Below are 26534 nucleotides of genomic sequence, written 5' to 3' on the forward strand. Positions count from 1 at the left end.
TCAAGAACGTGGCAGTCTAGGCGAGAATATTGGGAAATGCGAATTCATCTCTAGGTTGACGGTAGAGGTGGGCCGATGACGAACATCCCCCGGTTCGGGTACGGCACGAACGGATTCGCCAACCACCGGCTGGACGACGCGCTGGCGGTGCTGGCCGACCTCGGCTACCAGGGGGTCGCGCTGACCCTCGACCACGACCACCTCGACCCGTACCGGCCGGACCTCGCTGCCCGGGTGGCTACCGTCGGCCGGCGCCTCGCCGACCTCGACCTCGGACTGGTGATCGAGACCGGGGCCCGCTACCTGCTCGACCCGTGGCACAAGCACTCACCCACCCTGCTCGATGACGATCCGGCCCGCCGGATCGACTTCCTCCGCCGGGCGGTGGCGATCGGAGCCGACCTTGGTGCCGAGGCGGTTTCCTTCTGGGCCGGCGTACGGCCGCCCCACGTGGACGAGACTACCGCCTGGGACCGGCTGGTCACCGGCTGCGCCGAGGTGTTGGCGGTGGCTGACCGGGCCGGGGTCACCCTCGGCTTCGAACCGGAACCGGGCATGCTGGTGCCGGACATCGCCGGCTGGCAGCGGCTGCATGCCGCCCTCGGCGCGCCGCGCAACTTCGGCATCACCCTCGACATCGGACACTGCCGGTGCCTGGAGCCGCAGCCGGTGCCCGACTGCGTCGCCCAGGTTGCCCCGTACCTGGTCAACGTGCAGATCGAGGACATGCGCCGGGGCGTACACGAGCATCTCGAATTCGGCGACGGAGAGATCGACTTCCCGCCGGTGCTGCGGGCCCTGGCCGACGCCGACTACCGGGGGCTGATCGCCGTCGAGCTGCCCCGGCATTCCCACGCCGCCCCGGCCGTTGCCCGCCGGTCGCTGGACTTCCTCCGTGCCGCCGCCGATCGGGCCGCTGCTGACCAGGCCACCGCCGACCGGGCCGGCACGAACCCCACCGTGGCCACCACCGTGGCCCCCGCCGGAGAGGAGCGCTGATGGGACCGGACCGACTCCGAGCCGCGCTGGAGGGCGTACCCGATCCGGGGTGGTTGGCCGAGGCGCTGCGCCGCGTCGCCGCCGAGCCCGCCGCGCTGCCGCGGATCTTCGCTGCCGCCGGCCGCAACTGCGGTCGCGGCCAGCTACCGGACGCCCTGGGCTGGACCGCCGACGACGCCGCGCGGGTGCTGCTGCTGACCGCGTTGCCGGCCGACGCCGTGGCCGCCCAGGTCGAAACCCTCTACCGGTACGGCGACGCGGCGGAGAAGCGGGCGGTGCTGCGTGCCCTGCCGATGCTGCCGTTGGACGCCGAGGCGGTACCCCTGCTGCACGACGCGATCCGCACCAACGACACCCGGCTGCTCACCGCCGCGCTCGGGCCGTACGCCCGACACCTCGACGACGCGGCCTGGCGGCAGGCGGTGCTCAAGTGCGTCTTCCTCGGCGTACCGCTGTCGGCGGTGGACGCGCTCGACGAGCGGGCCGACGCCGAACTGGCCGTGATGCTGGCCGGGCTGGCCGACGAGCGGCGCGCCGCCGGCCGGAGCATCCCCGCAGACGCGACCGACCTGCTGGAGCGCCTGACCGCATACCTCGACCGGCCCACCTCGAAGGAGGCGTGATGCGCATCTTCGACCCGCACATCCACATGACCTCACGGACCACCGACGACTACGAGCGGATGGCCGCCGCCGGGGTCCGGGCCCTGGTCGAGCCGGCGTTCTGGCTGGGGCAGCCGCGTACCAGCGCCGCCACCTTCGTCGACTACTTCGACTCGCTGCTCGGCTGGGAGCCGTTTCGGGCCGGCCAGTTCGGCATCCGACACCACGCCACGATCGCGCTCAACCCCAAGGAGGCCAACGACCCGCGCTGCCGCGAGGTGCTCGACCTGCTGCCGCGCTACCTCGACAAGGACGGGGTGGTGGCGGTCGGCGAAATCGGGTACGACTCGATGACCCCCGAGGAAGACGAGGCCTTCGCCGCCCAGCTCGCCCTGGCCGTGGCGTACGAGCTGCCCGCCCTGGTGCACACCCCCCATCGGGACAAGGCCCGGGGGACGGAACGCACCCTGGCGGTGGTGGCCGAGTCCGGCCTCGACCCGGGACGGGTGCTGGTCGACCACCTCAACGAGGTGACCGTCGAGTTGGTCCGGGACAGCGGCTGTTGGCTGGGTTTCTCCATCTACCCGGACACCAAGATGTCCCCGCCCCGGATGGTGGAGATTCTGCGCCGCTGGGGCACGGAGCGGATGCTGGTCAACTCGGCCGCCGACTGGGGCCGTTCCGACCCGCTGCTCACCCGGGCGACGGCCGAGGCGATGCTGCTGGGCGGGTTCAGTGATGACGAGGTCGACCGGGTGCTGTGGCGTAACCCGGTCGAGTTCTATGCCCAGTCCGGCCGGCTCGACCTGGCCGACCTCGACCTGGCCGGGCTCGACTTGGCACCGACCTTCGAGGGGAACTCGATCCTGCGGGGAGGCAGCTGATGCGGCTGCGGCACCGCGACGGCCAGACGGTCCACCTGAGCTACTGCACCAATGTGCACCCGGCCGAGGACCTGGCCGGCATCGTCGGGCAGCTCGACGCGTACGCGGTGCCGATCCGGCGGCGGCTCGACTCCGACGTACTCGGGTTGGGGTTGTGGTTGTCGGCCCCGGTCGCCACCGCGCTGGCCGCCGACCCGGCCGCCCGACGGCGACTTCGCGCCGAGCTGGATGCGCGCGGGCTGGAGGTGGTGACCCTCAACGGCTTTCCCTACCGGTCGTTCCAGGCACCGGTGGTCAAGCACGCCGTCTACCAGCCGGACTGGACCGCCCGGGAGCGGCTGGACTACACGTTGAACCTGGCCCGCGTGCTGGTCGATCTGCTGCCCGAGGAGGCGGCCCGGGGCTCCATCTCCACCCTGCCACTGGCCTGGCGTGACCCGTGGGACGCGGCCCGGGCCGCCGAGGCGGATCGGCGGTTGGCCGAGCTGGCGACCGGGCTGGCCGAGCTGTACGACCGTACCGGGCGGGTGGTCCGGGTCGCCTTCGAGCCGGAGCCGGGCTGCGTGGTGGAGAGCACCACGCAGGCGGTCGAGCGGTTGTCCAAGGTGGACACCAGGTGGCTGGGGATCTGCCTCGACCTGGCCCATCTGGCCTGCGCCTGGGAGGAACCAGCCGCCGCGCTGGCCCGGCTGCACGCGGCCGGACTGCCGGTCGTCAAGGTCCAGGTCTCCGCCGCACTCCAGGCCCTCGACCCGGTCGCCGCCGCCGATCACCTTCGGGGGTACGTCGAACCCCGCTTCCTGCACCAGACCCGATCCGCGGCCTGCGCTGATGCGGTCGAACCGGCCGACCCGGCGCACGCCGCCGACGACCTGGACACGGCGCTGGACGATGGGCTGCCCGGGGCCTGGCGGGTGCACTACCACGTGCCGCTGCACGCCCAGCCGGATCCGCCACTCACCTCGACCAACCCGGTGCTGCGCGCCGCGCTCCGGGAACTCTTCGCCGGTCCGGTCGCCGGCTGCGACCACCTCGACGTCGAGACGTACACCTGGGGGGTGCTGCCGACGTCGCGCCGGCCGCGATCCGATGCGGAACTCGCCGCCGGCATCGCGGCCGAGCTGGCGTACGCCCGCGCCGAACTGGGTGGGCTCGGGCTCGTACCGGCAGCGCCGAGCGAGGTGTGGTCATGACCGGACCGGTTGTGCCCCCGCCAGTCGTGCCCCCGCCGGTCGTGACTCCGCTGGTGGTGATCGACGTGGTGGGCCTGACCCCCCGGCTGTTGGCCCACATGCCCCGACTGCGGGCGGTGGCCGAGGCCGGGTTCCAGGCCGAGCTGGGTACGGTGCTGCCGGCGGTCACCTGCTCGGCACAGTCCACCTTCCTGACCGGGGAGCTGCCAGCCGGGCACGGCATCGTCGGCAACGGCTGGTACTTCCGCGACGTCGGTGACGTGCTGCTGTGGCGGCAGCACAACGCCCTGGTCGGCGGCGAGAAGCTGTGGCAGGCGGCCCGGCGGGTACGCCCGGACTACACGGTCGCCAACGTCTGCTGGTGGTACGCGATGGGCGCGGACGTGAACTGGACCGTCACGCCCCGGCCGATCTACTACGCCGACGGGCGCAAGGAGCCGGACTGCTACACCGATCCACCCGAGCTGCACGACACGCTGACCGCCGCGCTCGGCACCTTTCCGCTGTTCACGTACTGGGGGCCGGGGGCGGGGTTGCCGTCGTCGGAGTGGATCGCCGGCGCGGCGGTCGAGATCATGGCGGCCCACCGGCCAGACCTGACCCTGGTCTACCTTCCGCACCTCGACTACGACCTGCAACGCTTCGGCCCGTCCTCGCCGCAGGCGGCGGCCGCCGCGACCGCGCTGGACGGGGTGCTCGGTCCGCTGCTGGACGCCGCCTCGGCCCGGGGCGCGACCGTGGTGGCCCTCTCCGAGTACGGCATCACCGACGTCTCCCGGCCGGTCGACGTCAACCGGCTGCTCCGGACCGAGGGGTGGTTGCGGGTCCACACCCAGGACGGCATGGAATACCTGGACCCGTGGACCTCCCGGGCATTCGCCGTCGCCGACCACCAGGTGGCCCACGTCTACGTACCGGATCCGGCCGACGTGCCGGCGGTGGCGAAGCTCTGCGCCGGCCTGCCCGGGGTGGCCGAGGTGCTCGACCGGACCGGTCAGGCACGGTACGGCCTGGACCATCCCCGCTCCGGTGAGCTGGTGCTGGTCGCCGAACCGGATGCCTGGTTCACCTACTACTACTGGCTGGACGACGCGGCGGCCCCCGACTTCGCCCGGCTGGTGGAGATCCACCGCAAACCCGGGTACGACCCGGCAGAGCTGTTCTTCGACCCCGCGGCCCCGGGTTCGGCCAAGCGACGGGCGGCGGTGGCGCTGATCCGCAAGAAGCTCGGCCTGCGTTACCTGATGAACGTGGTGGGCTTGGATGCCGGGGCGCGCGCGGTGCGGGGCTCGCACGGGCGGCTACCGGCTGACCCGCTGGACGGGCCGGTGCTGCTCTGTTCCGACCGGTCCGTGGCCCGGGGCCGGTTCGCTGCCGTGGATGTGAAACAGACGCTGCTCGACCTGGCTGGACTGAATGGGGAGAAGGCATGACGGTGGAGATGGCGGCCCCGGTGGGCCTCGCTGAGGACCTACGGTCCCGGTTCGACGCGCGGCTCGCCGCGTTTCTGGACCGGCAGGAGCCGGACTGGCCGGACAGCACGCCCCGGGACGTCTTCACCACCCTGCGCCGGTTTGTGCTGGCCGGCGGAAAGCGGCTCCGGCCATCGTTCTGCTACTGGGGCTGGCGGGCCGCCGGGGGGCCGGACGGTACGCCGATCGTGACCGCCGCCGCCGCGCTGGAACTCTTCCACGCGTTCGCGCTGATCCACGACGACATCATGGACGGCAGTGACCAGCGTCGGGGGGAGCCTTCCGTACACCGGCGCTTCACCGAGCTGCACTCCCAGTCGCAGTGGCGGGGCGACCCCACCTCGTACGGCCGCAGCACCGCCCTGCTCTGCGGGGACCTCTGTGCCGCCTGGGCGGACCAGATGTTCCACGAGTGCGGGTTGGGCACCGAGCAGATGCTTCGGGGCTACCGGATGTTCGCGGCGATGCGTACCGAGGTGATCGCCGGGCAGTATCTGGACCTGGTCTCCGGGGTGGACGACGGGTCGGTCGAGAATGCCCTCACGGTGATCCGGCTCAAGTCGGGGCGCTACACGATCACCCGGCCGTTGCAGATCGGCGCGGCGCTGGCCGGTGCCGGCCCCGAGTTGATGGACGGCTTTGCTGCCTTCGGCGACCCGTTGGGCGACGCCTTCCAGTTGCGTGACGACGTGCTGGGGGTGTTCGGCGATCCGGCGGTGACCGGCAAGTCGACCCTGGACGATCTGCGGGAGGGCAAGCCCACGGTAATGATGGGGCTGGTGCGGGACGCCGCCAACCGGCGGCAGACTGCCCGGCTGACCGCGCTCTTCGGCAACCCGTACCTCGATGCGGCCGGTGCGGCGGAGCTGCGCGGAATCATCGTCGACACCGGCGCGCTGCGTCGGGTGGAGGAGATGATCCGGGTACGCGCTGACGCTGCCCTGGTCGAGCTGGCGGAGATGCCGATGACGCAGGAGGCCCGAGCAGCGCTGGCCGCGCTGGCCGCCGAGGCGATCGACCGGCACGTCTGAACCGGTCGGGCGGGCGGCGTCAGATATTGGTCAGTGACTATTCAAATGATCGCCAATAGGTTGAGTTTTGAGTCGTCGGCGAAACGAGGAGCTATGCCTGTCACGATCCACAGGCGTGCAACGTGGGCGCAGTACGTCGATGAGAGCCAGCGGGCGCATGCCGCTGCGGACCCTGCTCCCAGCGACAACCCGGACTGGAATCCGATCGGCGGGGTGTTCGTCCACCACCGTGGCCCGGCCGACCCCTTCGGCGGTGACTACCCGACGGAGGAGGACTGCCTGCGGGACATCGCCGAGGTCTACGAGGAGCACACGTCGGACGACGAGTTCAACGGGGACATCGCCTACAACTTCCTCATCTGCCAGCACGGCAACATCTACGAGGGGCGGGGCTACGAACGCGGTGAGGCGAATGCCGGCGAGGCGGGTCCGGTCGACGGCCTGAAGCGCAACGCCAACTTCTACTCCATCTGCGCCCTCATGCGGTCCAACCACACCGCCACCGTGCCGCTGCTGGAGGCGTACCGGCAGCTCATTCAGCACCTTCGTGCCGAGGCGCCGCGCACCTGCGGGACGAGGATCTACCCGCACTCCTTCGGGTACGACACCGAGTGCCCGGGAAACCTCACGATGTACGCGCAGCCGGGCTCGACCATCGACCCGGCCGCCCCATGGACCGGTCCCGCCGACATCTACATCTTCGCGGCGCAGAAATGGGTCAACGCGACCTACCAGAACGCGCCGGGATACCTGCGGTGCCCCGAGAACGGGCGTACCGGCTGGTCCACGGTGCTCTCCCTCACCCAGGGGCTCCAGCACGAACTCGGCATCTCCCCGACCGTCCAGAACTTCGGCCCCGGCACCTTCGCCGCGGTCAAGCAGCGAAGGCTCATGCCCTCCGACGAGTCCAACCTGAACCTGATCCGGATCTACAACGGTGCCCTGTGGTGCAAGGGCTACTGGACTTCCACCGTCCAGGCGTTCTGGAACAGCGACTCACAGGCCGCGCTTGAGGCACTCTACGGCCACGCCGGCCTGTCGTACTCGGACTCGTCAGAGCGGTACGAGATGTGGCCGCACGTGGTCAAGGCGCTGATGCGGATGGACCAGTTCCGTCTGGTGCCTCGTGGCGACATCAACATCCAGCGGATCCAGCAGCGGCTCAACTCGCGTTATGTCGCCGATATCGGCATCCCCGCGATGGCTCTGGTGCCCTGCGACGGTATCTACTCCCGGGACGTGCAGCAGGGTTTCATGATGGCGGTCCAGTACGAGATCGGCATCGCCCCGGACGCCATCACCGGCTACTTCGGTCCCGGCACCCAGGCCGGGTTGCGGGGGCCGGGCTCCGGTCAGCTCACCGGAAACCTGCGCTACCTGTTCCGCTCGGCGTGCTACTTCAATTCCCCCACGATGCTGCCGGGCGATCCCCAGGTGCCGCTGATGTACGACCCGGACGACATCGGCACCGACACCCAGACCAGCACCCACCTGGAGTGGGTGCGCGCCTTCCAGCGGTTTTCGCAGATACCCGTCACGGGCACCAACGACTACACGACCTGGGCCCAACTGCTCGTCTCCTCCGGTGACACGGACCGGCCGGCCACCGGCTGCGACTGCATCACGGAGATCACGGCCACCCGGGGTGCGCAGCTCAAGGCGGCCGGCTACCAGATCGTCGGCCGCTACCTCGATGAGCATCTTCCGCCGAGCGATCCGTACTACCTCGGCAAGGCGCTCAAGCCCGGTGAGCCGCAGACCATCCTGGATGCGGGGCTGCGATTCTTTCCGATCTTCCAGTACAACGGCACGCAGCTGGGCAACTTCACGTACGACAAGGGGTACGACCAGGGCAAGATCGCCCACCAGAAGGCCCTGGAGCACCGTATCCCCGCCGGCACCTGCATCTACTTCGCGGTCGACTACGACGCGCTCGACATCGACATCGACTCCAACATCAAGCCGTACTTCTCGGGGGTCAAGGCGGGGCTTGCCGAACTGGGCAACCGCTACACCTTCGGCATCTACGGATCGCGCAACGTGTGCAGTCGGGTGTCGCACGAGGTGGGTGCCCGCTGGTCGCTGGTGTCCGGCATGTCCTGGGGTTACTCCGGGAACCTCGGCTTTCCACTGCCGGAGAACTGGTCGTTCAACCAGATCAGGGAGTACGAGTTCCAGCCCGGCTGGGGGCTGGACCACGACGTCTGGCGTCAGGGAGCAGATCCCGGCGTGTCCACCCTCGTCACCGGTTTGTGAGGACCTGATGATCACCAGACGTAGTCTTCTCGGTGCCGCTGCTGCTGGTGTCGGCGCGTTTGTCGTCGCGCCCGGTGCGGTGGCTCACGCCGCCGGTCCGGGTGTGGGGAAATGGACCCGAGACGTGTCCGCCAACGGCTGGCGGATCGATCCCGCCGCCATCGCCACCTACCGGGTCGAAGGGGCGGGAGTCTCCATCGCGCTCCGGCAGGGCCAGGCCGCCGCAGTGCTGTTGCATGTGGCGCGGCGCTGGCACTACGAGATCGGTCCGTTGGACACGGGGGAGGGGGGAGGAGTCACCGCCCACACCACCCGGCGCACCGTACGGGCGGACTTCGAGTCCAACTACCTCTCCGGAACCGCCCTCGCCCTGCATCCCACCGCCTATCCGCTGGGCGGCAGTGAGCGGCTGTGGCCCCATCAGGAGGCGATCGTGCGGGACATCCTCGTCGACTGTGACGGCACGGTCGTCTGGGGTGGCGACCTCACCCCGGCGAAGCTCTCCCACTTCCAGCTCGTCGCCCGTCCCGGCACGCCGGCCCTGGCGCGCGTCTCCGCTCGATTGGACACCAGTAGGCACGCCGAGTTCCGGTCCCAGACCGCTGGTGCGGTCGCCGACCCGACGACACCAGCCCGACGGGAGAAGGCGCGGCGGCTGCCTCGCCCGCGCTGACCTTTGCCATCCGGTGACGCGGGAAGTCAGGACCGGCCCCTGTTCAGGGTCGGTCCTGAGGGCCGTCCGCGAACGCCTGGGCGATGGTGAGGCTGTCCTCGTAAATGTGGTATCGGGTGACCAGGCCGCCTTCGACCGTGAGATGCAGGGCAAACCGGGCGCGGTACGCGCGACCGGTGCGCCTGGCGGTTTGGCGGATCTCGCCAAGCACGACGGCATGCTCCCCGTCGACGAGGATCCGCTCGATCTGGGTGTCCACCGTCCCAGGTACGTGGTGTTCGGCGAGCTCGCGGAAGTTGGCTACGGCGTCAGCGCGGGTGGATCGGTGCCGAATCCACGGGGTGACGGCCGAGCCGTGCTCGGCCTCCGGCCAGTTCAGCTTCCAGTCGCTCTGCTCGGCGAAGAGTTCGGCGATGCGCTCGAGGTCACCCGCGCCGATCCGCTGGAGCAGCTCTTGTACTACTGCGCGGGTGGTCGTCTCCGAGGCTACGGGCATGGTGGTTCTCCTTCATCGTGCGTCCGCGCCCTGACTGGCGCGGTGAGACCAACCCTGCCAACGTGGGTGCTTGCCGGCAATTACCTCGCAGGTAACCCCGTTTTTTCGGAGCGAGCGAAAGTTTGCGTTGTCTGGGCAGAAGGTCTGGACACGTCGTCGGTTCCCTCCTAGTGTCGTCCGCAACACGAACATGTTTCGTCGATGTAACCGGCGGCGCGGTTAGCCCATCGACTGGTGACCTCCGAGCACGGTGGTCGACACCGATCGGCGGTCACGGACAACCGGGGGAGCATCCCCGGCGGCCCGGCCCCCACCGCTACGGCATCCGGCGCGACGGCGCGCGCCCGGCCTGGCAGACCCCCGTGTCAGGAAGGGAAGACCCCACCATGTCCAGTTTGGATTCCCGATCCGGACGTACCCGACGATGGCAGGCGGGCGGCTCCGCCCTGCTGCTCGTTGCGGCAGCCATCAGCACGGCTGTCGGCACCACCGCCGCCCCCGCCCAGGCACACCCGATCAGCGCGACCGACTTCCAGCAGGTCGAGATGGCGCGGGGCGTCACCGAAATGGGCGAGCCGATGTCGTTGGCCGTACTGCCCGACCGGTCGGTGCTGCACACCGCACGCGACGGCAGCCTGCGTCGTACCGATGCGGCCGGCACCACGACCGTGATCGGCACCCTGCCGGTCTATACCCACGACGAAGAGGGGCTGCAGGGCGTCGGTGTCGACCCCAACTTCACCACCAACCGGCAGATCTACCTCTACTACGCGCCCCCACTGTCCACCCCGGCCGGTGACGCCCCGGCCACCGGCACCGACTTCTCGGCCTGGCAGGGCGTCAACCGACTGGCCCGGTTCACCCTCAACGCCGACTACACGCTGAACCTGGGCAGCCAGGTCACCGTGCTCGACGTACCGGCCGACCGGGGCATGTGCTGCCACGTCGGCGGGGACATCGACTTCGACGCGGCCGGCAACCTCTATCTGTCGACCGGCGACGACAGCAACCCGTTCGACTCGGCCGGCTACGCCCCCATCGACGAGCGCACCAACCGCAACCCGGCGTACGACGCCCAGCGCAGTGCCGGTAACACCAACGACCTGCGGGGCAAGATCCTGCGGATCAAGGTCAACGCCAACGGGACGTACGCGATCCCGGCGGGCAACCTGTTCGCGCCCGGCACCGCCGGGGCACGGGCGGAGATCTACGCGATGGGCTTCCGCAACCCGTTCCGAATGAGCGTCGACAAGACCACCGGCATCGTCTACGTCGGCGACTACGGTCCGGACGCCGGCACCACCAGCGCTACTCGGGGACCCGCCGGCCAGGTCGAGTTCAACCGGGTCAGCGGACCCGGCAACTACGGCTGGCCGTACTGCACCGGCACCAACACCAGCAGCGAGACGTACAACGAGTGGGACTTCGCCGCCGGTACCAGCGGTGCGAAGTACAACTGCACCGGCGGCCCGACCAACAACTCGTTCCGCAACACCGGCCTGACCACCCTCCCGGCCGCCCGGCCCTCCTGGATCCGGTACGGCGGGGACGCCGGCACGCCCCCCGAGTTCGGCGGCGGATCCGAGTCGCCGATGGGCGGCCCGGTCTACCGCTACGACCCGAACCTCAACTCGGCGACGAAGTTTCCGTCCTCGTTCGACGGGCAGTTCTTCGCCACCGAGTTCGGCCGGGGCTGGATCAAGCCGATCCACGTCAACGCCGACGGGTCACCCGGCACCATCGACGCCTTCCCGTGGGTCGGCAAGCAGGTGATGGACTCGGCGTTCGGCCCCGACGGGGCGTACTACGTGCTCGACTACGGCACCGGCTACTTCAACGGTGACGAGAACTCGGCGCTCTACCGGTTCGACTACGTGGGTGGGGGCAACCGGGCACCGACCGCCGCCGCCTCCGCGAACCGGACCTCCGGTCCGGCCCCGTTGACCGTCAACTTCTCCTCGGCCGGCTCGTCCGACCCGGAGGGCAGCGCGTTGACGTACGCCTGGAATTTCGGTGACGGCACCAGCTCGACGGCGGCCAACCCGACGAAGACCTACAACACCAACGGGCGGTACACCGCGACGTTGACCGTGACCGACCCGGAAGGGGCCACCGGCAGCTCCAGCGTCACCATCACGGTCGGCAACACCGCGCCGACGGTGACGGTCAGCGCCCCCGGCAACGGGCAGCTCTTCTCCTTCGGTGACACCGTGCCGTTCCAGATCACCGTCACCGACCCGGAGGACGGCACCATCGACTGCACCAAGGTCAAGATGACCTACGTGCTGGGCCACGACAGCCACGGCCACCAGATCACCGCCAAGACCGGCTGCTCCGGCTCGATCGACATCCCGGTCGACGGTGAACACGACGACGCGGCGAACATCTTCGCCATCTTCGACGCCGAGTACACCGACGGCGGCGGACTGACCACGCACACCCAGCAGACCCTGCAACCCCGACACCGGCAGGCCGAACACTTCAAGACCTCCGCCGGCATCAACATCTTCGACAAAGCCACGGCCGAGGGCGGAAAGACCGTCGGTGACATCCACAACGGCGACTGGATCGCCTTCGAGCCGTACCGGCTGAACAATGCGACCTCCTTCACCGCGCGGGTCTCCTCCGGCGGGATCGGCGGCACGCTCCAGATCCGGGCCGGGTCGGCCACCGGCACCGTGCTCGGCTCGGCCACCGTGCCGGTGACCGGCGGATGGGAGACCTTCACCGAGGTCACCGGCACGATCTCCGGCGCCCCGGCCGGCACCACCACCCTCTACCTCACCTTCGCGGGCGGGACCGGGGCGCTCTACGACGTGGACGCGTTCACCCTGAACACCGGCGGTCCGCGTACCGGTCCGGTCGTGGGCTTGGCCGGTAAGTGTCTGGATGTGGCGGGTGCGGCCACCGCCGACGGTACGAAGGTGCAGTTGTACGGCTGCAATGGCACCGGGGCGCAGCAGTGGACGGTTACACCGGGCAGCACGGTCAAGGCGCTGGGCAAGTGCCTGGACGTCTCCGCCGGTGGCACCGCCGACGGCACGATCGTGCAACTGTGGACGTGCAACGGCAGCGGCGCGCAGAACTGGACGCCGCAGGCCAACGGCACGGTGCTCAACCCGCAGTCCGGCAAGTGCCTGGACGTCTCCGGTAACAACTCCGCCGACGGTACGCAGATCCACATCTGGACCTGCCATACCGGTGCCAACCAGAAGTGGACCCTGCCCTGATGTAAGGAAGGGCCCCTTCTTATCGCTTTCTGCATAGGAAGGGGCCCTTCCTAACCACCGTCGATAGGAGAGCAACCATGCGTAGACTCCTCCGTCCGGTTCTAGCCGCAGCCACCACGACCCTGGCTGCGCTCGCCTGCACCACCCCCGCCAGCCCGGCGATTGCCGACACCACTCCGGCCGGCGCCAGCATCGACCCGACGGGGTCGACGGCCATCACCGCCGACACCCCGTACGACGTGCTGGTCTTCTCGAAGACCGCCGGCTTCCGGCACGACTCGATCGCGGTCGGCACTCAGGCCATCCGCGACCTCGGCGCGGCGAACAGTTTCACCGTTACCGCCACCGAGGATGCTGGGGCGTTCACCACCGGCAACCTCGCCCAATATGAGGCGATTATCTTCCTCAACACCACCGGGGACGTACTCGACGCCGGCCAGCAAAGCGCCTTCGAGGCGTACATCCGGGGTGGGGGCGGGTACGTCGGTATCCACGCCGCCGCCGACACCGAATACGACTGGCCGTTCTACGGCAACCTGGTCGGGGCGTACTTCGCCTCGCACCCGGCCATCCAGCAGGCCAACGTCAAGGCAGTCGACCGGGGGCACGCCGCCACCGCCCACCTGCCGCAGACCTGGACCCGCACCGACGAGTGGTACAACTACCAGACCAACGCCCGGTCCACCGCCCGGGTGCTGACCACGCTCGACGAGTCGTCGTACTCCGGGGGCGGGATGGGGGCCGACCACCCGCACACCTGGTGCAAGCCGTACGAGGGTGGGCGTTCGTTCTACACCGGTGGCGGCCACACCCAGCAGTCGTACGCCGAGCCGGCGTTCCGGGCGCACCTGCTCGGCGGCATCCGGTACGCGGCCGGCCGCACGAAGGCCGACTGCCGGCCCGAGTCCGGCTACACCAGCCTCTACAACGGCTCGACCACTGGCTGGTCGCAGGCCGGGCCGGGCAGCTTCACCAACTCGGACGCCACGCTGACCTCGGTCGGCGGGATGGGCCTCTACTGGTACAGCGCGCGGGAGTTCACCTCGTACTCCTTGAAGTTGGACTGGAAGCTGGCCGGCGACGACAACACCGGCGTCTTCATCGGCTTCCCGCCGTCGAGTGACCCGTGGTCGGCGGTGAACAACGGCTACGAGGTCCAGATCGACGCCACCGACGCGGCGGACCGGACCACCGGCGCGGTCTACACGTTCAAATCGGCGGACATCGCCGCCCGGGATGCGGCGCTGAACCCGCCGGGGGAGTGGAACACCTACGAACTGCTCGTCGAGGGCGAACGGCTCCAGGTCTTCCTCAACGGGGTGAAGATCAACGACTTCACCAACACCAACCCGGCCCGCTCGCTGGCCGGCCACATCGGCATCCAGAACCACGGCGACGGCGACGACGCATCGTTCCGCAACATTCGGATCAAGGACCTGACCGCCCCGCCGGGTCCGCGTACCGGTCCGGTCGTGGGGTTGGCCGGTAAGTGCCTGGATGTGGCGGGTGCGGCCACCGCCGACGGTACGAAGGTCCAGCTGTACGGCTGCAACGGCACCGGGGCGCAGCAGTGGACGGTTTCCGCTGGGGGCGGCACGATTCGCGCGCTGGGCAAGTGCCTGGACGTGTCGGCTGGTGGTACGGCCGATGGCACGAAGGTCCAGTTGTGGACGTGCAACGGCAGCGGCGCGCAGAACTGGACGCCGCAGGCCAACGGCACGGTACTGAATCCGCAGTCGGGCAAGTGCCTGGACGTCTCCGGCAACAACTCCGCCGACGGTACGCAGATCCACATCTGGACCTGCCACACCGGGGCGAACCAGAAGTGGACGCTGCCGTAGCGCAGCGCGGTTAGGAAGGGCCCCTTCCTATACAGAAAGCGATAAGAAGGGGCCCTTCCTTTCAAGGGAGGGGAGAGGGAGCATGGCGCGACCCGTCACGCTGTTCACCGGCCAGTGGGCCGACCTACCGTTCGAGGAGGTGTGCCGGCTGGCCTCCGAGTGGGGCTACGACGGACTGGAGATCGCCTGCTGGGGTGACCACTTCGAGGTCGACAAGGCGCTCGCCGACGACACGTACGTCGACCGTAAGCGGGAGACGCTGGCGAAGTACCACCTCCAGGTCTTCGCGATCTCCAACCATCTGGTCGGTCAGGCGGTCTGTGACCACCCCATCGACGAACGGCACGAGGACATCCTGCCGGCCCGGATCTGGGGCGACGGGGAACCCGAGGGGGTACGCCAGCGGGCCGCAGCGGAGCTCAAGGACACCGCGCGGGCGGCGGCGAAGCTCGGCGTACGGACTGTCGTCGGCTTTACCGGCTCGTCGATCTGGCACACCGTGGCCATGTTCCCGCCGGTCCCGCCCTCCATGATCGAGAAGGGGTACCAGGACTTCGCCGACCGGTGGAATCCGATCCTCGACGTCTTCGACGAGGTGGGCGTACGGTTCGCCCACGAGGTGCACCCCAGCGAGATCGCGTACGACTACTGGACCACCCGTCGGGCCCTGGAGGCGATCGGGCACCGGCCGGCGTTCGGGCTGAACTGGGATCCGTCGCACTTCGTCTGGCAGGACCTCGACCCGGTCAACTTCATCCTGGAGTTCGCCGACCGGATCTACCACGTCGACTGCAAGGACGCGAAGGTACGTACCGGGGATGGGCGGCGAGGGCGGCTGGCCTCCCACCTGCCCTGGGCTGACCTGCGGCGCGGCTGGGACTTCGTCTCCACCGGGCACGGGGACGTGCCGTGGGAGGACTGTTTCCGGGCGCTCAACGCCATCGGGTACGACGGCCCGATCTCCATCGAGTGGGAGGACGCCGGCATGGACCGGCTGGTGGGTGCCCCCGAGGCGTTGCGGTTCGTCCGGGGGCTCGCCTTCGATGCGCCGGCGGCTGCCTTCGACGCCGCCTTCAGCAGCGAGAAGTAAGACACCGCCTGCACCGGCGAGAAGTAGCCAGCGGCCGGGACGCAACGGCCCAGGCGACACATGCGGCGGGGGCGGTCACCGAGACATTCGGTGACCGCCCCCGACCGACGGTTCGACTCGCGCCGACCGATGTTCAGCGTTGCGGCGACGGTTCGGCTCGCGCGGACCGATGTTCAGCTCGCGCGGACCGATGTTCAGACCGTGCTGCCGTTGGTGTTGGCGCTGGTCGTCGACTTGGCCCGGGGCTGGGTCGTTGCCGAAGAGGTCGTTGCCGAAGAAGGCGTCGCGGCAGAGGTCGACGTGCCGGGGGTCCGGCTCGCGCCGGAGGTGGTGCCGGCCAGGGCGGTGTCCGCCGGGGTCAGCTCCGTGGTGCTGTCGGTGCTCGAACTGACGTGCAGCTTCTCGCCGAGCCGAGTCTGGCTCAGCTTGTCCCGGCCCTCGGTGTAGAGGCGGGTGGCCTGGGCCTGGGCGACCCCGGCCGCCTCCTGCACCGTCGGGTGGTCCAGCACCTTGCGGCCCTTGACGACCAACTGCTCGTACGTCTCACGGCCTGAGCGGGCGCCTAGGACGAAGCCCGCGGCGAGCCCGCCGATGAACCACAGCTTTCCGCGCATGGCGGCTCCTCTCGTACCTGACGCGAGTCGCTCACCGGGGGACCGGTGTGCCACCGTGTCGCGCCTACGTCGTCTGTCCAGTGCTAACTACCCATCCTCCTCGAAGGGCATGCCTGAGACGACCAGCATCACAATTTGCCCCGATATCCGAGTGGGCGATTTTTCACCGGGAACCCAGTAGCGAAGCACCCCCCGATGTCCTGTACTCTTGTCCCGTCGCACGGTGAAGGAGAGATCCCGAGCCGGGCACAGCACAATCCTCCGTAGCTCAATTGGCAGAGCAGCCGGCTGTTAACCGGCAGGTTTTTGGTTCGAGTCCAAACGGGGGAGCCTCTTCACCAAACCCGCCCGCCGACCCCAGGTCGGCGGGCATCGTCATATCTGGGGCCCGTCCACTGCAAGGTGGTCAGCCGGGCTTCCGGGCTGGCAGCCGTCCCGGGTACGCGGGGGCGTCGCCTGAAGCTACGTGCGACAGGTGGGTTTGGAATGGTCAAGAATCGGACGCGTAGGCCGATACTGGTCGCGATCGCGGTGGCACTCGTCTGGCTGGTCATCGCACTGATCGCCGCTCCCTACAGTGGGAAGCTCGCCAGTGTGGCGACCAACTCGAGCGTCGCCTTTCTGCCCAAGGACGCCGAATCCAGCCGGGCCCTGGAGCTGACCCGGGGTTTCGTCGAGCAGCAGACGACCCCAGCGCTCGTCGTCTACCAGCGCACCAGCGGAATCACCGAGGCGGACCGGCAGCGGGCCGCTGCCGACGCGGCCCGGTTCGCCGAGGTGCCGGGTGTGCTGTCGCCGGTGCCGCCACCCGTCCCGAGTCAGGACGGACAGGCGCTCCAGGTGATGGTGCCGATCAGCGAGGCCGAGGGGACCTCGGTGCTGGATGTCGTCGACCGGCTGCGGGAGATCACCGGCAAGGGCGACGGCGGCCTCTCCATCAACGTCGCCGGGCCGGCCGGCCTCCAGGCCGACCTGCTCGAGGTCTTCTCCAGCATCGACGGGCGCCTGTTGTTGGTCACCCTCTGTGTGGTGCTGGTCATTCTGTTGATCGTCTATCGCAGCCCGGTGTTGTGGATCATCCCGTTGCTCAGTGCCGGCGTGTCGTACCTGCTCTCCACCCTTGCCATCTACTACCTGGCCGACAACGACATCGTCATGCTCAACGGGCAGGCGCAGGGCATCCTCACCGTACTCGTCTTCGGTGCCGGTACCGACTACGCGCTGCTGCTCATCGCCCGCTACCGGGAGGAGCTGCGGAACCATCCCGACCCCGCCGAGGCCATGCTGGTGGCCTGGCGCGGTGCCGCACCGGCCATCTTCGCCTCCGGGACCACGGTCATCGCCGGCCTGCTCTGTCTGCTGCTCTCCGGGCTCGAATCCAACCAGGCGATGGGGCCGGTCTCGGCGGTCGGTATCGGGGCGACCCTGGTGGTCATGCTCACCTTCCTGCCGGCGCTGCTGCTGATCGGTGGGCGATGGGCGTTCTGGCCCCGCCGACCCCAGTTCGACTCGGCCGAGGCGGCTGGCGGCGTGTGGCACCGGATTGCCCACTTCGTTGCCCGGCGGGCCCGTACCGTCTGGTTGGTCACCACCCTGGGGCTGGCCGCGCTGGCCATCGGCCTGACCCAGTTCAGCACCACCACCCTCAGTCAGGTCGACCTCTTCACCAGCCGGACCGACGCGGTCGTCGGCCAGGAGACGATCAACCGGCACTACCCGGGTGGGTTGGGCGACCCGGTGCTTGTTTTCACCCGGGCAGAGGCGGCCGACCGGATGACGGAGCGGATCCGCAGCGTCCCCGGAATCGCCCAGGTGCAGCCGGTCACCCCGCAGACCGGGGCGGCCTCCGAACAACCGAACCAGCCGGACAACGCCGCACCGAAGGTGGTCGACGGGCGGATCCAGCTTCAGGCCACCCTCGCCGACCCGATCGACAGCAGCGAGGCAAAAGAGACGGTACGTCAGTTGCGGGTGGCCGTACGCGACGTGCCCGGTGCCGACGCGGTGGTCGGCGGCTCGACCGCCATCGACGTGGACACCGCCGACGCCTCGGACCGGGACCGCAATGTGATCATCCCGGTGGTGCTGCTGGTGATCGCGGTCATTCTCGCCGTACTGCTGCGTTCCCTGGTCGCGCCGGTGCTGCTGATCCTCACCGTCGCGCTCTCCTTCGCCGCCACGCTGGGACTGTGCGCGCTGCTGTTCAAGTATGTCCTCGGCTATCCCGGAATCGACTCGTCCTTCCCGATCTTCGCCTTCGTGTTCCTGATCGCCCTCGGCATCGACTACAACATCTTCCTGATGAGCCGGGTACGCGAGGAGGCGATAAAACGCGGCACCCGGGCCGGAACCCTGCGCGGCCTGGTGGTCACCGGTGGCGTGATCACCTCGGCGGGCGTGGTGCTCGCCGCCACCTTCGCCTCGCTGGTCGTACTCCCGCTGGTGGTGCTGGTCGAACTCGGCCTCGCGGTGGCGATCGGCGTGCTGCTCGACACCGTCGTCGTACGCTCGCTGCTCGTGCCGGCACTGGCGTACGACCTGGGGTCGCCGATGTGGTGGCCGAGCCGGCTCGCCCGGCGTAACCACGGTGACACCGGCGACCCGCTCGATCGGTGACCGTAGCCCGTCGGACGGTGACCACGGCCAGCCCCTGGTGGTGGGGCGGGCCACGCCGGGCTGTCCTGGCGGAGACCACACGAACGGGGTACGTACGTTAGGCTTTCGCCCGGCGAGGGGCGGTAGCTCAGCAGGTTAGAGCAGTCGACTCATAATCGATCGGTCACGGGTTCGAGTCCCGTCCGCCCCACCACACAACGTGATTTCGTTGTCGACCTGCGTTTCCATGCGAAGCGCCGGACACCCATCGTGGTGGCCTCTAGCCGGTTTGCGCAGGTTGCACCGGCGCGACCGGAACGACCTGCTCAAGTGTCGACCCGATGCCTTGCGCGTCGGCGAGCACCACCACCACCGCCCGCGCCGGGCTCAGGAATTGTTCCGCGGCTCGGTCGACGTCCGCCAGGGTTGCCGCGACCATCCGTTCGGCATGCCGCACGAGGTGGTCGAGTCTCAGCCCGGCACCCAGGTAGATCGCGGCGAGTCCGGCGAGGTTCCGCTGACTGCAGATTCCCAGCTGCAGGGTGCCGAGGGCGTAGCGTTTCGCGCGCTCGAGCTCCTCTTCGTCGATGCCTCCCGTCGACATGTTCTCCAGTTCCCGCAAGGTCTCGGCAAGCGCAGGTGCCGTTGCCTCCGATCCCACTTCGGCTGTCGCGAGCAGCAACGAGGCGGTGGCCTGGTGTTCGATCGAGGAAATCGGGTTGTAGCTGTAGCCCTTCGTCTCGCGCAGGTTGTCCACCCATCGGCTGGAGGAGCAGCCACCAAAGATGATGTTGGCGAGGTGGAGCGACTCGTAGTCCGGATCGGTCCGTCCGACGGCGGGCAGCGCGACCCGTATCGAGGATTGCCCGCAGCCCGGCAGGTCCAGCAGGGTAGCCGGCCCTGCCTGCGGCGGTCCGGGAACGGATGTCTGGGGCACCTCGCTCCTGCCCGTCCAACCGCCCAGGCGTTGCTCGGCATGCTCGACTACCGCTGCCGGATCCAGATCCCCAACGAGAACCAGATGTGCCCGGTCTGGACGGATTCGCCGCCGGTGGAGATCGGTCACCGCGGCCTGATCGACCGACTGGAGTTGAGCCGCGGTCGGACTGCGCCGCCCGTACGGGTGTCGGCCGTAGAAGCGCGACATCAGGGCGGCGCGGACGAGATGGCGTGGCTGGGAGGCCGCGCTCCGAGCGCGGGCCACGAGACGCGCCGTTGCCGAGGCTACGGCGTCGACGGGGTAGGCCGGTGCCGTGAGGATCGAGGCAAGTATTCCGAGGATCTGGTCCAGGTGGCTGCCGAGCGCGTGTGCGGAGATCAGGAGGCGGTCCGGGTTGATGCTGGTCTGCACACCGCCCCCGATCGCCTCCGCGGCTGCGGCAGCCGGCAGCGAGCCGGGCCCGGACGAGTGGGTGCCGATGAGGCGGGCGAGGACCGAGGAGACGCTTGGGTCCACACCGCCGAATGGGATTCGGATTCGCATGTCCACCAGGGGCGAGCCGGTGCGTCGGATGGCGGTCACCGTCAGGTCGTTCGACAGCACCTGCTCGTGGAATGCGGGAACCCGCAGCGGCTTCATCGGGCCGATCGCAGGTATCAGAGGTGCCTCCATCGCTACCTCCGCTGCCGCGGGAGTGTGGTTGCCATGGCTGGGAGCACGTCGACCCGCCCCCGTCGGTGTGGGTGGAGGGTGCGTGCCGCAGCGCTCACCTCTGCTGCGGTCACCGTACACAGAAGACGGGGTAGCTCGTTCAGTACGGCCGCGTCGCCCCGTTGTTGGGCGGCGAGCGCTAATCGCTGGGCCCGGTCGACCATCTCGTCGTTCTCGCGCACCATCCGGGAAATCTGCCGTGCCTGCGCCCGAAGAAGCTCGTCGGCCGTTGGTACCGACGAGGCGAGCCGATCGAGTTCCTCTTCGATGAGCCGTACGGTGGGCTCGATCGAGTGGTCGGTGAGTCTGCAGGTGATGGTCAGCACGGTGGGATCACGCACCTCGAACGGCTCACCGGAGAAGCCGACGGTTGCGTCGACGCGGGCGGCGACGCGTCGGCTCCGGACGAGTCGTTCGACGAGCCGCGCCGACTGCCCTCCAGCCAGCATTTCGGCCAGGACCACGAAGGGCAGGAAGGCCGCGAGATCGGTATGGGGATCCGGGACCCGCCAGGCAAGCGCGACCGCCGGCAGCGAAGCGCGCGGATCCTCGTGCACCACGTGCCGGCCCTCGGTGAGGTCCGGCTCGGAGAAAGAGGGACGAGGCGGCGCGGGTCGTGCCTCGATGCTGCCGAAGTGGCGTTCGACCAATCGCCGCGTCTCACCACGGTCCAGGTCGCCAGCGAGCGCGAGCACCGCGTTGCCACACGAGTAGTACGTCCGGAAGAACTCGGCCGCGTCCTCAACGGTGGCCGACTCGAGCTCCTCGAAGGTGCCGTAGCTGTCGTGGCTGTTGGGGAAATGCTGGAACATGACGGGCGGTACCAGCCGCCAGGGCAGACCGCCGTACGGTCGCTCCAGTACGTTGACGCGGATCTCCTCCTTGATGACCTCCACCTGGTTGTGTAGGGCATCCTCGGTGAGTAGTGGTGCCCTCATCCGGTCCGCCTCGAGGAACAGGACCCGTTCGACTGCGTTGCTGGGTACCGCGCCGTAGAACGTCGTGTGGTCCTGCTGCGTGGAGCCGTTGCTGATGCCGCCGGCTTCCGCTATCAGTCGGGAGTACGCCCGCCTCGGTACGTTCCGACTGCCCTGGAACATCAGGTGTTCGAAGAGATGGGCGAACCCGCTTCGTCCCGGCGGTTCCGAGCGACTGCCGACATCGTAGGCCACGGCAAACCCGACGACCGGCGACTGGGAGTCGGGGGCGAGCACCACGCGTAGGCCGTTGGGCAGGGTGAATTGTTCGACGGCGTAGTTGATCAGCGACTGTCCCAGTTCAACGGCCATCGGAGCCGGCTTTCGCGCGTTCGGTCAGCCAACCGGGTAGCCCGTCGCCGGCCTCGGCGTGTTCTCTCAGCTCACGTGCCAGGCCGGTGAGGCGCGGAGCAGCCGACCGGTCGTCCTGTATCGCCGCCAGGTAGTCGAATCGCCGAGCGAGCGCGAACAGCAGATCGGGCCCGTCAAGCCGCTGCCGGTCGCCGCGGGCGGCCGCGTACCCGGCCACCAGCGCCCTGCCCGCCGTCGCGTAGGCGCGTAGTGACGGGAAGCCCAGCAGCGCGGCGACATCGTCCAGTTGGTCCCCGACCGCCATCTCGTCGAAGTCGAAGAAGGCAAACCGTGCGCCCTGTCGTACGACGTTGCCCGTGTGCAGGTCGCCGTGTTGCAAGAACCGGGCGGGCTCTGCCGTGCGGGTTGGCGTGCCGGTTTCGGGCTCTGCCGTGAGGGTTGGCGTGCCGGTTCCACTCGGTCGGCACACCTCGAGCGAACAGTCGGCATGTACCTGCCAGGATCGGTCGACGGTGATGTTACGTAGCTCGGCGTGCAGCTCACCGAGGTCCCTGCCCAGCAGGCGGAAATCAGGAGCATTCGGCCGGGACAGCGGATCGCCGTCCACGTACTCGGTGAGGACCAACCAGGCCCGCCCCTGCGTCTCGGCATCGACGGCGGGCACCGGCCTGCTGTCCACCGGAAGCGGTACGAGCTGGCCGCGTTTCCGGAGCTGGGTGAGTACCGTCAGCCGTTGCGATAGTCGCACCAGGCAGGTGTCGGCGGGGAAGATCTTGAGCACGAACCGTCGCTCGTTACGGATCAGCCCCACCGTCTCCACGGTCCGTGAGCTCAATACCTGGTGATACGTGACCTCGCCGGCCCAGGGCCCGAGCGCGGAGAGACAGGCGGTCAGGTGGGCTGAAGCTGGGGGTGCGCTACGGATCACCGGGCTCACCTCACCTCCGACGCTGAAGGAGTGACCTGAAGTCTCATCCCGAGCGTCGCTACCGCCGAACGCGCTCTTTCGAGCGCCTTCTCGGGGTCATCGTCGACGGTACGGACGTAGGCAAGTCGATGGTCCGACGACGACGGACGATGACACCGCTCGCCGTCCGGCAGGATCTGTTCCGCCTCCGCCACTCCGTCCAGGGCACGTACCTCGGCGAGCCCGTCGATGCCGAGCAGGATGCCGTCGGCCGGACTGGCCGCGAACCAGATGGCGGAGGCGCGCCGCGGTCCGGCTTGCTGGAGCTGCTCCCGGACGGCGGCGAGTACGGGGACACCCAGCGTCTGCCGCACCAGACAGGCGGCGATGTCGACACCTGTCGTGTCCCGGATCAGTGCCGGGATGTCATCTCCGCCCATCCGGAGATGCGTTTCGATCACCCTGGGACCCGACTCGGTCAGGACGGCCTCGGTGTGTGTCGGTCCCTGGCGAACGTCAAGTGCGTCGAGGACCCGTACGACGTAGGCGCTGAGGATGGCGGCGGTCTCCTCCGGTGGTGGGGTCACATGGCCGATCTCGACATGGCTCGAAGGCAGGGAGTACTTGCGTACGACCCCGAGCACGACGTGTTCGCCGCCTTCGGAGAATGCCTCCACGCTGTACTGCGGCCCCGGGTGAAACCGTTCCACCATCACACCGCCGGCACCGTGGCGACGGGCGGCCCGGCGGGCTTGGACGAACGACTCCCTGATCTGGTCTGTCAACTGGAGCAGGAAGACACCCTCGCTGGCTTCCCCGGCGGTTGGCTTGACGACGCAGGGCAGCCCGTGCTCGGTCACGAACCGCTCCAGTTCGGCGGCGTCGGAGACCGCTGTCGCCGCCGTGTCGTCAACGCCTGTCGCGTCGAGGACGGTCCGCATACGGACCTTGTCGTTGACCGCCTCGACGGTCGGGATCGCGTGTGTGGAAAGGCCGAGGGCGGCGCCGATGTGGGCACAGCGCAACTGGTCGCGGTCCTCGAACGATGCGAGTCGGGTGACAGGGTGTTGCTGGTGTACGGCCTGCGCGACAGCGATCCACTCCTCGTTCGGGGCATCGGCGCGGAGCGCCACCAGGCGGAGGTGTTTGTGGAAGTTGCGCAGCCTGGGCAGGAACTCAGCCCGACAGATCACCGAGGTCGCGACGCGGGGTGACAGTTCGCGGAGGAGCCCGGACAGGTCACGGTCTCCACCGATGATGAGGACGTGCTCAGCCACGATCGGCCTCCTGCGTGGGCCAGGCCCACTCGGGTCCGCCCGCAGCGGCGAGCAGTACGTGTGCCGCCGCCGTCGGTGGCGTCTCCGGTCTGGTCGTCCGGAGCTGGTCCAGCGTGGCGTCGAGGTCGGCAAGGACTGCCGCCACCAGCGCCGTCAGGTCGTCGGGCAGGCGATCCTGGGTCAACTCGGTTCCGAGGCCCGACAGCCAGAGGTCGACGATGGCACCGAGCGACCTGGTGCTCAGGAGGTTCGCGAGCAGGGTGTACTTCTCGTTCACCAGGCGGCCTCGGATCCGCCGGCCCCAGCGGAAGACGAAACCCTCCACTTCCGGCCCGGCAACCTTCAGTTCCTCGCTGTAGGACTGTAGAGATCCGGTCCACCCCCGCATGGCCGGTGTCCGTAGCCCTGCTTCCTCGGCCAGCGCCGTCAGTCGTGACAGGGGAAGGATGTCGCCGTCGCGGCGATCGATCACGTCCAGCAGATAGAGACCCGGCTCGGCGGCGTGGGTGGGGGTCGGTAGCCGCGGATCACATAGTTCGAGGTAGAGCACCTGGTCCTGGTCGACGATGTCGTCCGTGAGGCGTGACTCCGTCCACCAGTGCTGGGCGATCGCCTCCATGTCCGGCACCAGACCTTCGCGACCGGCCCACCGCCACTGGCCGTCGGCCCGGAACCGGGCGATCAGCACACCGTCGAGCTTCTCCTGTACCACCGGAACGCGGTCCGGTGGGATCACACTGTCGGGCCACAGGTCGGTGATGATGGGACTGGGCCATGCCCGGATCGGTGTCGACCCGTCCGTCGCGTCCACCACCAGACCACGCAGCTGCGAGACCACGGGTCGCCATCGTTCGCTGCGGAGTCCGGTGGCCGTGTAGTCGAAGGTAACGAGCGGTTCGGTCACCGTCGCCAGCGCCATGCCGCGTGCACACGCTTCCAGGATTGTCGAGGCGGAGGGCAGCCCCGAGGGCATGGTGGCCGCCGAGAACCGTGCCATCAGGGCGCGGTGCTGTGGATCGAGCGGGCGCCCGGTCACCTGTCCTTCTCCTTCGGTACGAACAACGCAGAGCAGGTTGACATGCGGGCTTGGTCGACCCGGCCGAACCGCCCCTGCATGTACACGCCGTCGGACAGGTACATCGCTACGGACTCGGCAAAGTCCTCGAAGACGCTCTTCGAGCCCGAGATCGTGGTGGCGTACCGCAGGGCCTCAGGATTTCCCGGGACGTACCGGCGGTGGCCGTCCTGCGTCTCGTAGACCGAGCCGACCGCCCTGCCGAAGGCGGCGGACAGCGCATAGGACGAGACGTGGTCGATGATGTGCGCCGCCTCATGGATCACCACCCAGGTGAAGTAGGCGCGGGTATCCGAGAACTCTCCGCCCGCACCGTCGAAGGCGGCATCGAGAAATATGACTTCCGCCTCGTTCGGGAAGAACATCGCACTGAGCGGCGCCGGTCCCGCGGTCGTGTACCGGACCAGTTTCAGCGTGGACACGAAGGCATCCGTCCGCTCGGCGAGCTCCCGGTCGGCCAGTCGGCCGGTCATGCCGCGTACGGTCGCCGCGAACAGGTCCCGCCACTCCGGCTCGACGTCGCCGACCAGTTCGAGGTCCACGACCACGGGTGACTTACTGGGTGTGGTGGCGGTCATCCCGCCCCCGAGTACTTCCGGAGGCCAAGACCCCAGAGCCAGATCGCGAGGAGGACGAATCCGAGCGCGACCGCCGCAGCCAGTCCGAGCAACCACGGACCCGACCGTCCGAAGATCACCAACCCGGGCAGGTAGCCGACCATTGCGAGCGGCAGGACAGACGAGAACATCGCCCGTAACCAGGCCGGGAAGATCGAGAGCGGAACCCGGGAGTACTCGTCGAGCCGCTCGAACAGCACCGAGAGCATCGAGTTGTCGACCAGCCAGAAGGCGGTTGTCTCCACCAGGAGGAACAGGGCGTAGTAGATGGTTGTGCCGATCACCAGGGTGACGAGTAGGGCAGCGACCACCCCCAGGGTCACCGCGAGCCCGGACGTGTGCAGCCCGAACAGGATGAGGAAGACCCCCACTGCGGTCTCTCCCCACAGGTCGGGACTCATCCGCGCGGTGGTGACCAGGAAAAGGCTGCTCACCGGGCGGACGAGGAAGGTGTCGAGCTTGCCGGTGCGGATCAGCTCCCGGGTGTCCAGCGTGCCGACGAAGAACGTGTTCCAGAGCCCCCGCGACGTGGTGACCAGCCCCAGGATCAACGTCCACTGGCCCGCCGTCCAGGTCCCGAATTCCCCGAGCGTGGTGAACAGGAGCAGATAGGCGGCCACCCCGGCGACGGCCTGCACCATGGTGCCCAGGTTGCCCACGAGGAAGTCGGCGCGGTAGCGGAGACAGACCCGGATGTTGGCGCGAAGTTGCATGGCGGCGGTTGCCGCGATCCGAGACATCG

21 protein-coding genes and 2 tRNA genes are annotated in these 26534 nt (G+C 68.8%); 14 read left to right on the forward strand and 9 right to left on the reverse strand.

Annotated features, from left to right (window positions below):
• The first annotated feature begins 75 nt into the window (after positions 1 to 75).
• The 8 genes from ACWDV4_RS17880 (at position 76) to ACWDV4_RS17915 (ending at position 9110) form a co-directional block, all read left to right on the forward strand.
• Positions 76 to 999 carry a sugar phosphate isomerase/epimerase family protein gene (locus ACWDV4_RS17880; protein WP_449979984.1) on the forward strand — a complete coding sequence of 308 codons (924 nt, stop codon included), beginning with the start codon at positions 76 to 78 and terminating at the stop codon, positions 997 to 999.
• Positions 999 to 1622: an EboA domain-containing protein gene (locus ACWDV4_RS17885; RefSeq protein WP_449979987.1), complete on the forward strand. Its 624-nt coding sequence runs from the start codon at positions 999 to 1001 to the stop codon at positions 1620 to 1622. The genes ACWDV4_RS17880 and ACWDV4_RS17885 overlap by 1 nt, the downstream gene beginning before the upstream one ends.
• Entirely contained in the window at positions 1622 to 2485 is an 864-nt protein-coding gene (locus ACWDV4_RS17890) for a TatD family hydrolase (protein WP_449979989.1), read from the forward strand. The genes ACWDV4_RS17885 and ACWDV4_RS17890 overlap by 1 nt, the downstream gene beginning before the upstream one ends.
• A complete protein-coding gene (eboE, locus tag ACWDV4_RS17895) occupies positions 2485 to 3678 on the forward strand; it encodes a metabolite traffic protein EboE (protein WP_449979992.1) in 1194 nt (397 codons plus the stop codon). Before ACWDV4_RS17890 ends, eboE begins: the two co-directional genes overlap by 1 nt.
• A complete protein-coding gene (locus ACWDV4_RS17900; protein WP_449979995.1) occupies positions 3675 to 5111 on the forward strand; it encodes an alkaline phosphatase family protein in 1437 nt (478 codons plus the stop codon). The genes eboE and ACWDV4_RS17900 overlap by 4 nt, the downstream gene beginning before the upstream one ends.
• Complete coding sequence (locus ACWDV4_RS17905) at positions 5108 to 6181, forward strand: polyprenyl synthetase family protein (protein ID WP_449979998.1); 1074 nt, start codon at positions 5108 to 5110, stop codon at positions 6179 to 6181. Before ACWDV4_RS17900 ends, ACWDV4_RS17905 begins: the two co-directional genes overlap by 4 nt.
• 93 nt (positions 6182 to 6274) lie before the next feature.
• Positions 6275 to 8437, forward strand: coding sequence for a glycoside hydrolase domain-containing protein (locus ACWDV4_RS17910; RefSeq protein ID WP_449980000.1), 2163 nt, complete (start codon positions 6275 to 6277; stop codon positions 8435 to 8437).
• 7 nt (positions 8438 to 8444) lie between these two features.
• Positions 8445 to 9110 carry a hypothetical protein gene (locus tag ACWDV4_RS17915; protein ID WP_449980003.1) on the forward strand — a complete coding sequence of 222 codons (666 nt, stop codon included), beginning with the start codon at positions 8445 to 8447 and terminating at the stop codon, positions 9108 to 9110.
• Between the two features lie 43 nt (positions 9111 to 9153).
• Here the strand turns inward: ACWDV4_RS17915 and ACWDV4_RS17920 are convergent, their stop codons facing one another.
• Positions 9154 to 9606 (reverse strand): nuclear transport factor 2 family protein, encoded by a 453-nt coding sequence (locus ACWDV4_RS17920; RefSeq protein ID WP_449980005.1) that lies wholly within the window; start codon positions 9604 to 9606, stop codon positions 9154 to 9156.
• A 386-nt stretch (positions 9607 to 9992) separates the two neighbouring features.
• Between ACWDV4_RS17920 and ACWDV4_RS17925 the strand changes: the two genes are divergently transcribed.
• From ACWDV4_RS17925 to ACWDV4_RS17935, 3 genes are all read left to right on the forward strand, one after another.
• Positions 9993 to 12836: a PQQ-dependent sugar dehydrogenase gene (locus ACWDV4_RS17925; protein WP_449980007.1), complete on the forward strand. Its 2844-nt coding sequence runs from the start codon at positions 9993 to 9995 to the stop codon at positions 12834 to 12836.
• Positions 12837 to 12913: 77 nt separating this feature from the next.
• Positions 12914 to 14677 (forward strand): ThuA domain-containing protein, encoded by a 1764-nt coding sequence (locus ACWDV4_RS17930; protein WP_449980009.1) that lies wholly within the window; start codon positions 12914 to 12916, stop codon positions 14675 to 14677.
• Between the two features lie 82 nt (positions 14678 to 14759).
• Positions 14760 to 15767 (forward strand): sugar phosphate isomerase/epimerase family protein, encoded by a 1008-nt coding sequence (locus tag ACWDV4_RS17935; RefSeq protein ID WP_449980012.1) that lies wholly within the window; start codon positions 14760 to 14762, stop codon positions 15765 to 15767.
• A 194-nt stretch (positions 15768 to 15961) separates the two neighbouring features.
• Here ACWDV4_RS17935 and ACWDV4_RS17940 read toward each other — a convergent pair whose 3' ends face one another.
• The gene (locus tag ACWDV4_RS17940; RefSeq protein ID WP_449980014.1) at positions 15962 to 16381 is read right to left on the reverse strand and encodes a hypothetical protein; all 420 of its coding nucleotides are present in this window, start codon (positions 16379 to 16381) and stop codon (positions 15962 to 15964) included.
• 257 nt (positions 16382 to 16638) lie between these two features.
• Here ACWDV4_RS17940 and ACWDV4_RS17945 point away from each other — a divergent pair.
• From ACWDV4_RS17945 to ACWDV4_RS17955, 3 genes are all read left to right on the forward strand, one after another.
• Positions 16639 to 16711, forward strand: a tRNA-Asn gene (locus ACWDV4_RS17945).
• Between the two features lie 156 nt (positions 16712 to 16867).
• The gene (locus tag ACWDV4_RS17950) at positions 16868 to 18997 is read left to right on the forward strand and encodes an MMPL family transporter (RefSeq protein WP_449980016.1); all 2130 of its coding nucleotides are present in this window, start codon (positions 16868 to 16870) and stop codon (positions 18995 to 18997) included.
• A gap of 116 nt (positions 18998 to 19113) precedes the next feature.
• Positions 19114 to 19190 (forward strand) — tRNA-Ile (locus ACWDV4_RS17955).
• Positions 19191 to 19256: 66 nt separating this feature from the next.
• Here the strand turns inward: ACWDV4_RS17955 and ACWDV4_RS17960 are convergent.
• The 7 genes from ACWDV4_RS17960 to ACWDV4_RS17990 are packed head-to-tail and all read right to left on the reverse strand — an operon-like array spanning position 19257 to position 26532.
• Positions 19257 to 20588: a M16 family metallopeptidase gene (locus tag ACWDV4_RS17960; protein ID WP_449980018.1), complete on the reverse strand. Its 1332-nt coding sequence runs from the start codon at positions 20586 to 20588 to the stop codon at positions 19257 to 19259.
• A 2-nt stretch (positions 20589 to 20590) separates the two neighbouring features.
• The gene (locus ACWDV4_RS17965) at positions 20591 to 21916 is read right to left on the reverse strand and encodes a M16 family metallopeptidase (RefSeq protein WP_449980021.1); all 1326 of its coding nucleotides are present in this window, start codon (positions 21914 to 21916) and stop codon (positions 20591 to 20593) included.
• Positions 21906 to 22853: a phosphotransferase enzyme family protein gene (locus ACWDV4_RS17970; protein ID WP_449980024.1), complete on the reverse strand. Its 948-nt coding sequence runs from the start codon at positions 22851 to 22853 to the stop codon at positions 21906 to 21908. The genes ACWDV4_RS17965 and ACWDV4_RS17970 overlap by 11 nt, the downstream gene beginning before the upstream one ends.
• The gene (locus tag ACWDV4_RS17975; protein WP_449980026.1) at positions 22850 to 24100 is read right to left on the reverse strand and encodes an ATP-grasp domain-containing protein; all 1251 of its coding nucleotides are present in this window, start codon (positions 24098 to 24100) and stop codon (positions 22850 to 22852) included. The genes ACWDV4_RS17970 and ACWDV4_RS17975 overlap by 4 nt, the downstream gene beginning before the upstream one ends.
• Complete coding sequence (locus ACWDV4_RS17980; RefSeq protein ID WP_449980029.1) at positions 24093 to 25136, reverse strand: RNA ligase family protein; 1044 nt, start codon at positions 25134 to 25136, stop codon at positions 24093 to 24095. The genes ACWDV4_RS17975 and ACWDV4_RS17980 overlap by 8 nt, the downstream gene beginning before the upstream one ends.
• On the reverse strand, positions 25133 to 25753 hold the full coding sequence (locus tag ACWDV4_RS17985; protein WP_449980031.1) for a hypothetical protein: 621 nt from the start codon (positions 25751 to 25753) through the stop codon (positions 25133 to 25135). The genes ACWDV4_RS17980 and ACWDV4_RS17985 overlap by 4 nt, the downstream gene beginning before the upstream one ends.
• Positions 25750 to 26532, reverse strand: a complete 783-nt coding sequence (locus tag ACWDV4_RS17990; RefSeq protein ID WP_449980033.1) for an ABC transporter permease — start codon at positions 26530 to 26532, stop codon at positions 25750 to 25752. The genes ACWDV4_RS17985 and ACWDV4_RS17990 overlap by 4 nt, the downstream gene beginning before the upstream one ends.
• Positions 26533 to 26534: the final 2 nt, after the last annotated feature.

Source organism: Micromonospora sp. NPDC003197 (genome assembly GCF_053590565.1).

Bases quoted from the DNA above. Each gene is read 5' to 3' on its own strand.
- ACWDV4_RS17880 (WP_449979984.1), top strand. From the start codon at position 76: ATGACGAACATCCCCCGGTTCGGGTACGGCACGAACGGATTCGCCAAC.
- ACWDV4_RS17885 (WP_449979987.1), top strand. From the start codon at position 999: ATGGGACCGGACCGACTCCGAGCCGCGCTGGAGGGCGTACCCGATCCG.
- ACWDV4_RS17890 (WP_449979989.1), top strand. From the start codon at position 1,622: ATGCGCATCTTCGACCCGCACATCCACATGACCTCACGGACCACCGAC.
- eboE (WP_449979992.1), top strand. From the start codon at position 2,485: ATGCGGCTGCGGCACCGCGACGGCCAGACGGTCCACCTGAGCTACTGC.
- ACWDV4_RS17900 (WP_449979995.1), top strand. From the start codon at position 3,675: ATGACCGGACCGGTTGTGCCCCCGCCAGTCGTGCCCCCGCCGGTCGTG.
- ACWDV4_RS17905 (WP_449979998.1), top strand. From the start codon at position 5,108: ATGACGGTGGAGATGGCGGCCCCGGTGGGCCTCGCTGAGGACCTACGG.
- ACWDV4_RS17910 (WP_449980000.1), top strand. From the start codon at position 6,275: ATGCCTGTCACGATCCACAGGCGTGCAACGTGGGCGCAGTACGTCGAT.
- ACWDV4_RS17915 (WP_449980003.1), top strand. From the start codon at position 8,445: ATGATCACCAGACGTAGTCTTCTCGGTGCCGCTGCTGCTGGTGTCGGC.
- ACWDV4_RS17920 (WP_449980005.1), bottom strand. From the start codon at position 9,606: ATGCCCGTAGCCTCGGAGACGACCACCCGCGCAGTAGTACAAGAGCTG.
- ACWDV4_RS17925 (WP_449980007.1), top strand. From the start codon at position 9,993: ATGTCCAGTTTGGATTCCCGATCCGGACGTACCCGACGATGGCAGGCG.
- ACWDV4_RS17930 (WP_449980009.1), top strand. From the start codon at position 12,914: ATGCGTAGACTCCTCCGTCCGGTTCTAGCCGCAGCCACCACGACCCTG.
- ACWDV4_RS17935 (WP_449980012.1), top strand. From the start codon at position 14,760: ATGGCGCGACCCGTCACGCTGTTCACCGGCCAGTGGGCCGACCTACCG.
- ACWDV4_RS17940 (WP_449980014.1), bottom strand. From the start codon at position 16,381: ATGCGCGGAAAGCTGTGGTTCATCGGCGGGCTCGCCGCGGGCTTCGTC.
- ACWDV4_RS17950 (WP_449980016.1), top strand. From the start codon at position 16,868: ATGGTCAAGAATCGGACGCGTAGGCCGATACTGGTCGCGATCGCGGTG.
- ACWDV4_RS17960 (WP_449980018.1), bottom strand. From the start codon at position 20,588: ATGGAGGCACCTCTGATACCTGCGATCGGCCCGATGAAGCCGCTGCGG.
- ACWDV4_RS17965 (WP_449980021.1), bottom strand. From the start codon at position 21,916: ATGGCCGTTGAACTGGGACAGTCGCTGATCAACTACGCCGTCGAACAA.
- ACWDV4_RS17985 (WP_449980031.1), bottom strand. From the start codon at position 25,753: ATGACCGCCACCACACCCAGTAAGTCACCCGTGGTCGTGGACCTCGAA.
- ACWDV4_RS17990 (WP_449980033.1), bottom strand. From the start codon at position 26,532: ATGTCTCGGATCGCGGCAACCGCCGCCATGCAACTTCGCGCCAACATC.